A 12562-nucleotide genomic window follows, 5' to 3' on the forward strand; every position below is an offset into this window, starting at 1 on the left:
GGAACCGGTCTATTCCTTCAGGTACACGAAGCGCTCCAGACGGGCCAGTTCCTTATCGTCGACGTACTTGCCGATCTCCTTGCGGAACTGCTCCATATTGACGTAGGGGCGGTACTCCTCAAACTCGTGGGCCATCCGATCACCCACGCCGGGCAGCGCCTTGATGTCTTCTTCCGTGGCGGAGTTGAGCTCCACGGGCACGAAAACGTAGTTTTCGTAGCGGGCTACTTCGGCCTCGTCAACGTACTTGCCGATCTCCTTACGGAATTGCTTGATGCTGGTGTAGGGACGGTACTCCTCAAACTCGTGGGCCATCCGGTCACCAACGCCGGGAATCATCTTGAAGTCGGCTTCGGCCGTGGTGTTGAGGTTGAAGGGGACAAAAATCTTGGCGTACAGTTCCTCCTTATTCATCTCGGCACCCACCAGAGCATCGAAATCATTCATGGTGAGGAAGGGGCGGTTGTCCAGAATGCTGGCCACCATATCGGCCGACAGGCCGATGCCCGCCAGGTCTTCTTCCGTGGCCAGGTTGGCGTTCAGCACGGTGGTGGTTTCCGCGGCAGCTTCTTCCACGGCAGCTTCTTCGGTGCTAGCGTCGGCTTCCTCCGTGGCGGTCGATTCCGCGCTGGCGTCTTCCGGGTTCGACTGGCAAGAAAAAGCGACCAGGCTGAACAGCGCAAGAAGCAGGGCAAATTTGGTTAATGCTTTCATTGTTCTCGTTTTAGTAGTAAAAAATAGGCGTAGCCGATCAGCGCCAGTACGATCATACTGGCCGGGGCCAGGGAGGGCAGCGCTCCGGCGAGGCTTTCTACGAATACGTCCCAGGGCTCCGCGGTGGGTTTCATCTCCTGTTCGAATTCGTAGTTGGCGCGCAGGTGCAAAAACACCCCGTAGACTCCGCTCAGGGCGGTCAGTATCAGCAGCACCCGGAAGGTCCCCAGCAGTAGCGGGGTCTTGCGGAAGAACAGCGCGATCACCGTCACCAGGGTGGCCCCGATACAGAGCAGGGGAATCAGCTGCAGCGTTCCTTCATAGTGGTCCAGCAAGTACAACTCCAAAGCCGTGCCCACCATCATGAAGAGGATGGCGGCGGCAATGATCTGCTGGACTCCGACCCGACTTGGACGATGCTGTTTTTCCATTGACGCGGCAAAAATACGTGCTTAGATTCGGGAGGAAAAGAATTTATCTAGACAAATTCTAGATAAATTTAAAATACTGCTTCCTATGGCCTCACGGCAGGTGCCGGCACCTGCCGTGAGGCCATAAAATACGTACCCCGCCCCCACCAAATTTGCCTGCTTCCCCGACAACTTCTACAGCCACACTACCTTCAACTCGACAAGTAAACTCCGCCAGGAAGAGACCCTCCGTAAGGTCCTGCTAAGACTGTGATTAGGCAATGGCTTCGCCCACCAGGATCGCGGTCCTGACCATCTTCCCGGCAAACCGTCCGCCACCGTGCTCCACCGAATCCCCTCCGCTACCACCGTACATTGCGCTTCCACCTTGAGCATAGTGGGCTACGTCTCTCTTTTTCTGCTTTTTTCAGTAATCCTATCCTCCTGCGGTAGCCCCCTCCGGGAAGTCACCCACTACTACCTGGACGAGGCCGGCAAGCGGAGGGACGTGGGCGACGTAAAGGAAACATACTACGTGGACCGGAAGACCGGCTCCCGCGAAGGTCCGTACCGGCGATACGGCCAAAACCGAATGTTGATCGAGGAAGGACAATATGAACGGGGCATCAAGATCGGCAGTTGGAAGCGGTGGGAAACCACCGATGCGGTCTGGATCTACAAGGACCACGATCGTTCCGGGCCGGACAGTGCCGGCATCCCCCCAACCTTTCTTCGCTACCCCATGCACCTGGCCGAGACCCTTGACCCCTTACCCGGAGGCGTGATGCAGCTGAGGGGAGTTTTCTCGGCGAACTGCTCCCTGCAATCCGCGATCATCACCCAGGGCGTGCACCCCGCCCTGGACAGCATCACCCTGCAGCGGTTCGTGCGCTACGCTCGCTTGCGGGAGAAGTACGGCCAGTCCATTCCCGAATGCACCGAAGCCGGAGACACCCTGATTACGCTGCAGTTTGTGGGTGGGTAAACCTCATTCGGGGATTCACCAAACGTCGGTTGCCCTTCATTTGGCCCATTGTTTCCCGCGCCGAAGTACTTAGCGTCCGGGATTCCTGGTTTGTACATTCACTATGCATTAATTTGTAAGCGTTTGATTAGATTTTGGTTATCTGACCGGAATTGATTTTGGGGTTAGTGAGGCAAGCGTACCGGAACCTGGCGGTACGCCAAAGAGTTGTCCAACGCAGCCAATGCCAAAGAAGCTTTGTACGGGTCAATAACGGAAGTCTAAACCACGCTCGGTCACCGGCACTTGAATCCCCCCCCGGATGCACACTACCTTCTTGCAAACTCTCCCCCCTGCCATTCCCCCTGCACTGTTTCAACCAGTCTGGGAGAACGTCCTACGGCTAATACTGCTACCCTTATTTCTTTTTGGAGGGTTGCCGTCCAACGCCTACGGTTCCGACGGCAGTACCACAATTGACAGCCTCACCCGCCTCCTGGAGGAAGAGGGGGCGCTGGATATTGATCGGGTAGACCGCCTGAATCAACTGGGCTACGAGTACTGGATTTCGGACCCCAACCTTTCCATCAAGTATGGCGGCCAGGCCCTGGAGATTGCCCGGGTAATCGATTACCCGCGCGGGGGGGCCTACGCCAACCGGGTGATCGGCGTGGCACACTGGGCCCAGGGGAATCTTGACCTTTCCTTCAAGTACCTGATTGCCGCCCGCAAGAGCTACCGGGCGCTGAAAGACTCCCTGGGTATCGCCAACAGCAGTCTCAACCTGGGGATGGCCTACACCGACCAGCAGAACTATGATTTGGCCGAACGCAATTATCAGGATGCGCTGGGTATCTTCAAGCGGATGACCGCCAAATCCCGGGTAGCTACTACCTACACCAAAATTGCCGACCTGCTCACCCTGCAGGAGAAGTACGCACCGGCCTTCAGCTACCTGAACCAGGCCCTGGTCATTCACCGGGAAACGGGTTTTCTATACGGCATCGCCGAAGCTAACCGGAAATTAGGGCAGCTGGCTTCTGCCCGGGAAGAGCTGGACGAGGCCATTTCGTATTTCCTCCTCGCCGCCGAGGTGGGAAAGCAACGCAACGACCAGGTGGGCCTGGCGGAAAACTACCTCGGGATCGGCCAGATCTACCTGAGCAAAAACGACGTGCCAATGGCCGAAAACTATCTCCTCCGCGCCCAGGCTATTGCCGAAAAGTTTTCCCTTCAACGCATCCGTCGCGACGTCTATGCCGCCATGAAGGAGCTGGAGAGTCGTCGGGGCAACTACCGGCGGGCGCTGGCCTACGCGGATCAATATTTCAACGTCCGGGACTCCCTGTTCAACCGCGAGAAGTCCAATCTGATCGCCAATATGGAGGCCCGCCGTTCCTTTGAGGCCCAGGAGGAAAAATTGCTACTGGCCCAAAAGAACCTGGATATGCTGGCGCAGGACAACCAAATCAACCGGCTGACGAAGTGGTTGCTGGTACTGATCCTGCTGGCGGCCATTTCGATCGCCTACGCGATGCTTTCCCGCAAAAACACCATCATCGAGCGCAGGGGAGCGGACCTCCGGGAGGCTACGCAGCAAAGGGAAAACCTGGAGGGTGCCCTGAAGGAAAAGGAACGGGAGCTGACTTCCTACACCCTGAATTTTGTCCAGAAGAACGAAGGCATCAGTGAGCTAAAGCAACTCACGGAAGCACTGGCAAAAGAGCTGGGGCCCGAGCACCGCACCAAACTGCGCACCATCGGTAAAAAAATCAATGCCCTTCTGCGGGTAGACGACGACTGGGCGGATTTCCGGCGTCACTTCGAGAGTGTGCACCCCAACCTGATGGTAAAACTGGGCGAGGAGTTCCCCGGCCTGACCCGCAACGAATTTCGCCTGATCGCTCTGCTACGGCTGAACCTGTCCAGCAAGGAGACGAGCACCATCCTTGGCATTTCTCCCGACAGCGTCAAGACCGCCCGTTACCGTTTGCGCAAAAAACTGGGGCTGGACACCCAGGATAGCCTGTTTGAGTTCCTGCTGCAACGGGAGCAGGGGGGCTGACCCCAACTTTGGGGCACGGAGAGACAAAAAACCGCCCGTCTACCCGAACAACTTCACAACCACCTAATTACCAGCACACTACAACATTCCTTCCTCCAACTCGTCTACCCCACTTCCGGATCTGTCTACCATAAGTCACCCCTCATTTTCCGGTATGTACACCTAACGTAGCCACTGCTTTTTTGCCACGGGTTAGCGTAGCCAACACTTTTGTCTTGCCACCAGAATTTTGGCCTGGCCCGACATGGTCGGTTTACGTAAATACCTAATTGCATGAAAAAGTGGTCAGTTGGCATCTGCTACTTCCTTATTCTCCTCCATTCAGCCTGTACCTACGATCAGCTGTCGGTCGTTGCGGAGTGTGACAACAACCTCCTGCTTCGGGTTTCGGAACGCACCGCTCCCGCCTGTGGCGTGGCTTCGGGTAGCGTGAAAATAGCGGTGGACGGGCAAGCGGCGGGCCTTCCCGTCACCTTCACCATCAACGGTACCGAAGCGGACACCGTCTCCTCCTTCACCAATCTGTTGGCGGGAAGCTACGTCATCACCGCCCGGCAGGGAGTATGCGAGGAAACGATTACCGTGATTCTGGAGAACGATGAGGGACTGAAGGCCTCCGCCGAGAGCACGCCCTCCAATTGTAGTAGCGCCTCGGGCACCATCACCGTCACCACCGCCGACGCCACCGGCGCGGTAAGTTTCATCCTGGACGGCACTCTGGAACAAAGTGAACCCACCTTCACCGGGCTGACTCCGGGGAGTTACCAGGTGACGGCCCAGGACACCATTGGCTGTGCGGTAACGCTGGAGATAGTCATTCCCTCCGACGTGGGTTTCGACCAAATTAAGTCGTTGGTTACCGCCTCCTGTGCCGTCAGCGGATGCCACGCCGGCAACGTTTCCCCGGACTTTCGGGTCGACAACAACATCCTTTCCCGGGCGCAACGCATTGGGGCCCGCACGGGCAACGGCACCATGCCTCCCCCCAGCAGTGGGCGCTCCCTTGCGCAGTCCGAAATCGACGCCATCCGATGCTGGATTGACGACGGCGCGTCTAACTAAATTTCTTTCTCTCCCGCATAAATATTCCATCATGTCCAAGCTTCTCAAGATAGGCTTGCCCCTGCTCCTGATTTTCAGTCTGGCGGCCTACAAATTCACCCAACCGAAGGGCGAACTGAACATTCACCGTGCCACTACGGAACTGACGATCAACGCCAGCAGTCTTTACGCTGCCTTCGAAACCGACGAGGCCAGTGCCAACGGCACCTACGCCGGGAAGGTCATTGAGGTAAGCGGCGCGGTAGCGTCCATCACCAAGGAAGACGATGGGCACTACGTCATGGGACTGGCGGCGGATAGTCCGCTCGGCAAGGTGCTCTGCAACCTGGCTCCGGGGGAGCCCGAGCCCGTCGGCTCGGTGGCCATCGGCAATTCGGTCACCGTCAAGGGGGTCTGTACCGGCTACCTGTTTGATGTCGTAGTCGATAACGCTACCCTACTCGCAAAATAACCCTCGTTCAACCTTAAAAATCACCGTTTTGAAAAATATACTCTTAGTTGCCGTGCTGTTGTGCACTGGTGTATTGTCCGCCCAGAACCCCCTCATCACCCGGGAGGGAACCACCTCCTTTTTCTCCCACGCCCCGCTGGAAGACATCGAGGCCGTCAACGACAAAACCACCGCCGCCATTGATTTCGTCAAGGGAGACGTCGTGGTAAAAATGCTCATCAAGCACTTCACCTTCAAGAATGCCCTGATGCAGGAGCACTTCAACGAAAATTACATGGAGTCGGAAAAATTTCCCGCCGCGATTTTCAAGGGGAAAATCCTGACGGACGAAGCCATTGACCTGAGTCAGGACGGCACGTACTCCGTGCGGGTGAAGGGCGGCCTGACGATTCACGGCGTCGAACAAGCAGCCGAAGCGACGGCCATGATTACCGTTACCGATGGCCAGGTCACCGCCAAAACGGAATTCATCGCCCGGCCCGCCGATTACGACATTGAGATTCCTACCGTGGTGGTGCGCAATATTGCCGAGGAAATCCAGGTCACCACCACCCTGAATTTCTCCACCACCAAAGAATAGTGCCATGAGTAAGCGAATCTTTTATTGTTGCTGCTTCCTTCTTCTCCTGTGCACGTCGGCCCGGGCCCAGGACGAACTCCTCTCCCTGCTGGAGGAAACCGAACCGGAGGAAACTACCCTCACGCCGGCTACCTTCAAGGGCAGTCGGCTGATCAACGGGCATACCGTAATGACCCGCCGGAAAGGCAGCCTGGAGTTTTTGATTGCCCACCGATTCGGGCGCCTGAATTCCGGGGCGTACGAACTTTTCGGTCTGGACAACGCTAACGTACGTTTTGGCCTGGATTACGGCCTGACGGATCGCCTCACGGTGGGCTTCGGGCGCAATTCCTTCGAAAAAACCTACGACGTTTTCGCCAAGTTTGCCATCCTACGGCAGCAATCCGGCGCCACCACGGTGCCAGTAAGCGTGACGGGCTTCGTCAGTGGTGCGGTCAATACCCTGCGCCCCATTGATCCGGACACCGAAGTACCTTTTTCCGAGCGGGTGTCGTACACCTACCAGCTGTTGGTGGCCCGTAAAATCAGTCCGAACTTCTCGGTACAACTCATGCCGACGCTCGTCCACTTCAACATCGTCCCCGAAAACTTATCTAACGACCTGACGGCCCTGGGAGTGGGTGGCAGACTGCTGCTCACCAAACGGCTTTCCGTCAACGCCGAATACTATTATCGACTCCAGGATCGGGAAACGGACAACTACGACGCCCTGGCCATCGGCATCGACCTGGAAACGGGCGGTCACGTGTTCCAGTTACAGTTTACCAACAGCCGCTCCATGGTCGAAAAGGGATTCATCCGGGAAACCACCGGAGATTTCTTCGGTGGCGACATCCACTTCGGTTTCAACATTACCCGAACGTTCTGATCACCAACGGTCAGGCGCACGATCAGGGAACGTATAGCCTTCCCGACCTCCATAGTCCCATTTTCACTTGCGTTTTTCAAAGCGGTGCGGAGTAACTTCCGTGCCGCTTTGCTACGTTGAAGGAAAAAGTATGGCAACACCATGAAGAAGAAAACACCCCTGCTAATCGACGGCATGACGGCGGAAGAACTGCTGGAATGGTCCGTGTCCCCCGAGTCTCAGGCCATCATCTTTGCCGATGAGCCGGTTATTTTCCGCGCCGGTAGCAGTGAGATTCTCGGTCAGTTTGCCAGGGACGATACTAACATGAGAATAGTCCTCTCCCACATCGAAGGCGGAGGCGAGGGCGTCCTGCTACGGTTGATGAACGTATTCCGTGCATTCGCGGCCCGACATCAACTGCAGGAAATTGAATGGATCGTGCACGCCGTTGACTGTCCGCGCCCCAACCCCAAACTACCGCCCATCCTGGAACGCAGGGGGTTCCGGATAGTCACGGACCCGGTGGATGGATTGGTGTACGCCAAGGTGGAAAAGGCGCCCTGGTGAGGCCAGTGGGAAAGGCCTCCGTTTCTTCCGAAAATTTCCCCATCTTGTCAGGGTAAAAGAGGCTTTTCCTTCCACTAATCTTGAACGCCCATACCATGAAAAGAACTTTCCTCCTCCTGCTGGCGGCCCTACTCTGGCTGCCCACCCTTCCCGCACAGCGTAGTGCCAGTGCCGCCCCCGGCTTCGGGGAAGACCTTTACAACACCATGCAGTGGCGCCTGGTGGGCCCCTTCCGCGGCGGACGTGCCGGTACCGTTCAGGGAGTCGTGGGGCGCCCCAACCTCTACTACATGGGCACCGCCGGTGGCGGGGTGTGGAAGACCACCGACGGCGGCAACAGCTGGGGCTGCATCTCCGACGGCTACTTCGGCGGCTCCATCGGAGCCGTAGCCGTGGCCCCCAGTGATCCGAACGTCCTCTACGTGGGCGAAGGCGAACAGACCGTACGGGGAAACGTCTCCTCCGGAAACGGCCTCTGGCGCTCCACCGACGCGGGTGAAAGTTGGTCCTCCATCGGCCTTGAGGGCACCGAACACATCGGACGCATCATCGTCCACCCCAACAACCCCGACCTCGTCTACGTCGCCGCCATGGGAAACCTCTGGAAACCCAACGATGAACGCGGCCTCTACCGCTCTCACGACGGCGGCAAGAACTGGGAAAAGATCCTCTACGTGAGCGATAAGGCGGGTGCCGTCGACGTCACCTTTGACCCCAACAATCCGCGCATCATGTACGCCTCCACCTGGCAGATCAAGCGCAATGGCTACCGGATGGACAGTGGTGGCCCCGACAGCCACCTCTGGAAAAGTACCGACAGCGGCGACACCTGGACGAAGATCACCGACCGCCCCGGCCTGCCCGAGGGAACCATCGGCATCATCGGCGTGACGGTTTCCCCCCTGAATTCAGACCGCGTTTGGGCCATCATCGAAGCCCGGGAGGGCGGCGTATTCCGGTCCGACGACGCCGGCAAAACCTGGACGCGTACCAGCGCCAACCGGAACCTGCGCCAGCGGGCCTGGTACTACAGCCGCATCTACGCCGACACCCAGAACGAAGACCGCGTCTACGTGCTCAACGTCGGTTTCTGGCGTTCCAATGACGGGGGCAAAACCTTCGAAAGCATCAGCACCCCACACGGAGATCATCACGACCTCTGGATTGACCCCGAGAACAACGAACGGATGGCCATCGCCGACGACGGGGGAACCCAGATTAGCAACGATGCGGGAGACAACTGGACGACCTACTACAACCAACCCACGGCCCAGTTCTACCGGGTCACGACGGACAATCACTTCCCCTTCCGCATCTACGGCGCGCAGCAGGACAACAGCACCGTCCGGATCGCCCACCGCTCGGCGGGTGCGACCATCACGGAAAGGGACTGGGAGCCCTCCGCGGGGGGTGAAAGTGCCCACCTGGCCCCCGATCCGAACAACAGCGACATCGTCTACGGCGGTACCTACAAGGGCTACATGATGCGCATGGACCACCGGACGGGGCAGACGCGCTCCGTCAACGTTTATCCCGACAATCCCGCGGGCTCGGGCGCCGAGGTGATGAAGTACCGCTTCAACTGGAACTTCCCGGTCATGTTCAGCCCCAATGATCCCAACCGGCTCTACGCCACCTCCAACTACGTGCACGTGACGACCAATCAGGGGCAAAGCTGGGAGGTCATCAGTCCGGACCTGACCCGTAACGATCCGGAAACGATCAAATCTTCCGGCGGACCGATCACTCAGGACAATACCGGGGCGGAATTCTACGCCAACATCTTCGCCATCGCCGAATCTACCCTGGAGCCCGGCGTGATCTGGACGGGCAGTGACGACGGCCTCGTGCACGTCAGCCGCGATAACGGCAAGACCTGGACCAACGTGACCCCCAAAGGATCGCCCCGGCTCAATATGATGAACTGCATCGACGTCCACCCCTTCCAGAAGGGCGGCGCCTACCTGGCCGCGACCCACTACAAGTTCGGCGATTACCGCCCCTACCTCTACAAGACGACCGACTACGGCAAGACCTGGACGAAAATTACCAACGGCATCGCCGAGAATCATTACACCCGCGCGTTGCGCGCGGACCCCGTGCGGCCCGGCCTCCTCTACGCGGGTACCGAATGGGGGATGTACGTTTCTTTCGATGACGGCGCCAACTGGCAACCCTTCCAGCTGAACCTGCCCGTCACCTCCATCCGCGACCTGCACGTCCGTGACGAAAACCTGATTGCCGCCACCCACGGCAGGAGCTTCTGGATGATCGATGACCTTGGTCCGTTGCGGCAGTTGAGCACGGAAATCGCCGCAAAGTCGCACCACCTGTTCGCCCCCAAACCGGCCTACCGTATGGCCCAGGCCGGTCGCCGCGGCGACCTCAGCACCCGCCTGGCCGGAGAGAACCACCCGAACGGGGTGCTCTTCAATTTCTTCGTCCGGGAACCCGACGGTAAGCGGGTGGCCCTGAAAATTCAGGACATGGCCGGTCAAACCATTCGGGAGTTCTCCACCGACGCCAAAGAACGCGGGGAGAAACTGCCCGTGAAGGATGAGAATAACCGCTTCGTGTGGGATATGCGCTACCCCGGCTTCCTCGAGTTCGACGGCATGATCCTGTACTCTTCGCCGAATCGTGGTCCGAAGGCCGTGCCCGGCACCTACCGGGCCATCCTGACGGTGGACGGAAAACCCTCCGAAACGACCTTCGAAATCCTGCCGGACCCCCGCATGGAAACCACCCAGGAAGATTACGAAGCTCAGCTGGCTTTTCTGCTTAAAGTACGGGACCGGGTCACGGAGGCCCACCGGGCCATGCGGGACATCAGCAGCATCCGGGAGGACATTGCCTACTTCCGCGAAAAGCTGGACGAAAAGCCCGCCTACGAGGCCATCCTGCAACTCTGCGAGCAACTGAATCAGGACATGTCGGTGATCGAAAACAACATCCACATGACCAAAAATCAGAGCCGGCAGGACCCCCTCAACTACGGCATTCGCATCAATAATCGCCTGGCCTTCCTCATGGCCGACCAGCAGCGGGGCGATTATCGCCCCACCGATCAGGCCGAGGAGGTCTACCGGGCCGTATCGGCGGAACTCGAAGCGGAGCTGACCGCCCTGGATAACCTCCTGGAAGACAAACTGACCGAGATCAACGAGAAAGGGCGCGGTCTGGGCGTCCAGATCCTGAGTGACCGGATGACGCGCAAGGCAAAGCCGTAGCCCGCGGATTTTTCCGATATTGGAGGGGTACCAGGCCGCCCCGCAGCCTTTTTCGTACAGGAAATATTCGCCATGGCCGGAGGCAGGTGCCAGGTTGATCCGTGAGGAGCCTGGCACCTGCGTTTTTATCCCTCGTCCACCAACACCACCACTGATCATGACCACTACCCCCGAACACGACGCCCGGATCGCCAAACTAACCTTTGCCTCCGTCTACCCGCACTACGTCAACAAGGTGGAGAAAAAGGGCCGCACGAAGGAAGAACTACATCGGGTCATCGAATGGCTGACCGGCTTCACCGAAGCCGACCTCCAACGGCTGACGGAAGAAAAGGTCACCTTCGCCGAGTTTTTCGATCGGGCCACCCTTCACCCCAACGCCCACCTCATTAAGGGCGTCATCTGCGGTTACCGGATCGAAAACATCGAAACGCCCCTGACCCGGCAGGCCCGCTACCTGGATAAGGTGGTCGATGAACTGGCGAAGGGGAAGAAGCTGGAGAAGATCATGCGGGAGGGTTGAACGGCCCCAAACATTGCCTTACCCAATTTTCCGGCACCTGGCCTCCGGCCCCAAAAACGATATAAGCCGCCGCTAAAGCTGGTCCAAGTTGATCCGTTACCTTCCTTTACATCCTTTTACAAGCAGCATTAGGTGGGCGCAATCCCGTGCCCCTACTTTTGGGGAACAACGATAAGCATCATGACCAACAGTACGCTGGCCCTCATCGCCACCTTTGCCCTTTTTTGCCTTGCCGGACTCGGCGTCGTTAGCTACACCGCCGCGCCCATGGCCGAGGCGGCCGTGGCCGCCCCTCCCGTAGATACCCCCGTAAAGACCAGAAACAACACCCCCTATGACTTCGCTACCGCCATGATGAAGGAGGTCGTCCCGGATCTCGTGTATAAGATAGATTCCCGCTTCATCCACGAGGCTACCGGAGATCAACTCAAAGGTGCCCGGACCATCCTCGACCTGCTCCCCGCCGAGGCCACGGAGAACATACTTACCTACGAGGAAGTGACGGTCACTAACCTCGACGATGAGCACAAAATCTCCAGCTCCGGCGGCCCCGACTTCAGCGCCGCCCAACGGGAATACTTACGGTCCGTGGACTACTCCACCAACGTCCTCATTCGCTCCGACTACGTGATGAAAGACGAGTACAATCCGGACGGCAGACGGGGTTACCTGACCTATTTCTACACCATCGTCCCGGAACGGGAAGCCGTCTACTCCGGTGGTCAAAACGCCCTGTTGGCCTACCTCCGCGAGGGAAGCGCCGAGGCCGTCAAAGTGATTACGAAGGAGGGCCTCCGCCCCGGTCGGGTACACTTTACGGTAAGCACTACGGGGGAAGTCTCCAATGTGCGGCTGGATGCCTCTTCCGGCTACGAATCCGTAGACGAAAAACTGCTGGAACTCGTGCGCGAGCTTCCCGGCCAGTGGGAACCGGCCACCAACGCCAGCGGCGAAGCCGTGGCCCAGGAGCTGGTCTTCTTCTTCGGACTGGAGGGCTGCTAAACCGCCCGCCTCCGGCGGGCACGGCCGACGGGTGGGCTCCGGGTAGCGCATTTGGTCGATTACCCACCACCATCCGGCCGAAAACCAACCCTTCTTCTTTCGTGCGGACTCATTTTGGGGCAAGCTTTCATCAGCCTCACCCAT

At 58.3% G+C, this 12562-nt stretch carries 12 protein-coding genes; 10 read left to right on the forward strand and 2 right to left on the reverse strand.

The genetic code is table 11. The annotated features are described in order from the left end of the window. Window positions 1-9 precede the first annotated feature (9 nt). Both E1J53_RS12160 and E1J53_RS12165 read right to left on the reverse strand, forming a co-directional pair. Window positions 10-714, reverse strand: coding sequence for a helix-hairpin-helix domain-containing protein (locus E1J53_RS12160; protein ID WP_134273221.1), 705 nt, complete (start codon window positions 712-714; stop codon window positions 10-12). Continuing rightward, window positions 711-1145 (reverse strand): hypothetical protein, encoded by a 435-nt coding sequence (locus tag E1J53_RS12165; RefSeq protein WP_134273222.1) that lies wholly within the window; start codon window positions 1143-1145, stop codon window positions 711-713. Before E1J53_RS12165 ends, E1J53_RS12160 begins: the two co-directional genes overlap by 4 nt. A gap of 319 nt (window positions 1146-1464) precedes the next feature. Here E1J53_RS12165 and E1J53_RS12170 point away from each other — a divergent pair, with 319 nt between their 5' ends. The 10 genes from E1J53_RS12170 (at window position 1465) to E1J53_RS12215 (ending at window position 12418) form a co-directional block, all read left to right on the forward strand. Continuing rightward, the gene (locus tag E1J53_RS12170; protein ID WP_134273223.1) at window positions 1465-2109 is read left to right on the forward strand and encodes a hypothetical protein; all 645 of its coding nucleotides are present in this window, start codon (window positions 1465-1467) and stop codon (window positions 2107-2109) included. Window positions 2110-2524: 415 nt separating this feature from the next. Next, window positions 2525-4153: a transcriptional regulator gene (locus E1J53_RS12175; protein ID WP_173021466.1), complete on the forward strand. Its 1629-nt coding sequence runs from the start codon at window positions 2525-2527 to the stop codon at window positions 4151-4153. Between the two features lie 273 nt (window positions 4154-4426). Further along, window positions 4427-5215 carry a hypothetical protein gene (locus tag E1J53_RS12180; protein WP_134273225.1) on the forward strand — a complete coding sequence of 263 codons (789 nt, stop codon included), beginning with the start codon at window positions 4427-4429 and terminating at the stop codon, window positions 5213-5215. Between the two features lie 31 nt (window positions 5216-5246). Then, the gene (locus E1J53_RS12185) at window positions 5247-5666 is read left to right on the forward strand and encodes a hypothetical protein (protein ID WP_134273226.1); all 420 of its coding nucleotides are present in this window, start codon (window positions 5247-5249) and stop codon (window positions 5664-5666) included. Between the two features lie 28 nt (window positions 5667-5694). Beyond that, window positions 5695-6246, forward strand: a complete 552-nt coding sequence (locus E1J53_RS12190; protein WP_154640189.1) for a YceI family protein — start codon at window positions 5695-5697, stop codon at window positions 6244-6246. A gap of 4 nt (window positions 6247-6250) precedes the next feature. Then, window positions 6251-7114, forward strand: a complete 864-nt coding sequence (locus E1J53_RS12195) for a DUF5777 family beta-barrel protein (RefSeq protein ID WP_134273228.1) — start codon at window positions 6251-6253, stop codon at window positions 7112-7114. 141 nt (window positions 7115-7255) lie between these two features. Next, window positions 7256-7663 carry a hypothetical protein gene (locus E1J53_RS12200; RefSeq protein WP_134273229.1) on the forward strand — a complete coding sequence of 136 codons (408 nt, stop codon included), beginning with the start codon at window positions 7256-7258 and terminating at the stop codon, window positions 7661-7663. Between the two features lie 95 nt (window positions 7664-7758). Then, window positions 7759-10893 carry a glycosyl hydrolase gene (locus E1J53_RS12205; RefSeq protein ID WP_134273230.1) on the forward strand — a complete coding sequence of 1045 codons (3135 nt, stop codon included), beginning with the start codon at window positions 7759-7761 and terminating at the stop codon, window positions 10891-10893. 157 nt (window positions 10894-11050) lie between these two features. Then, complete coding sequence (locus E1J53_RS12210) at window positions 11051-11416, forward strand: DUF2200 domain-containing protein (RefSeq protein WP_134273231.1); 366 nt, start codon at window positions 11051-11053, stop codon at window positions 11414-11416. 180 nt (window positions 11417-11596) lie between these two features. Then, entirely contained in the window at window positions 11597-12418 is an 822-nt protein-coding gene (locus E1J53_RS12215; RefSeq protein ID WP_134273232.1) for an energy transducer TonB, read from the forward strand. Window positions 12419-12562 lie beyond the last annotated feature (144 nt).

It is taken from the genome of Lewinella sp. W8 (assembly GCF_004375085.3).
Classification (GTDB): Bacteria; Bacteroidota; Bacteroidia; order Chitinophagales; family Saprospiraceae; genus Neolewinella.

Coding starts and splice junctions, on each gene's coding strand:
- E1J53_RS12195 (WP_134273228.1), top strand. CDS start 6,251: ATGAGTAAGCGAATCTTTTATTGTTGCTGCTTCCTTCTTCTCCTGTGC.
- E1J53_RS12210 (WP_134273231.1), top strand. CDS start 11,051: ATGACCACTACCCCCGAACACGACGCCCGGATCGCCAAACTAACCTTT.
- E1J53_RS12180 (WP_134273225.1), top strand. CDS start 4,427: ATGAAAAAGTGGTCAGTTGGCATCTGCTACTTCCTTATTCTCCTCCAT.
- E1J53_RS12205 (WP_134273230.1), top strand. CDS start 7,759: ATGAAAAGAACTTTCCTCCTCCTGCTGGCGGCCCTACTCTGGCTGCCC.
- E1J53_RS12215 (WP_134273232.1), top strand. CDS start 11,597: ATGACCAACAGTACGCTGGCCCTCATCGCCACCTTTGCCCTTTTTTGC.
- E1J53_RS12185 (WP_134273226.1), top strand. CDS start 5,247: ATGTCCAAGCTTCTCAAGATAGGCTTGCCCCTGCTCCTGATTTTCAGT.
- E1J53_RS12165 (WP_134273222.1), bottom strand. CDS start 1,145: ATGGAAAAACAGCATCGTCCAAGTCGGGTCGGAGTCCAGCAGATCATT.
- E1J53_RS12160 (WP_134273221.1), bottom strand. CDS start 714: ATGAAAGCATTAACCAAATTTGCCCTGCTTCTTGCGCTGTTCAGCCTG.
- E1J53_RS12200 (WP_134273229.1), top strand. CDS start 7,256: ATGAAGAAGAAAACACCCCTGCTAATCGACGGCATGACGGCGGAAGAA.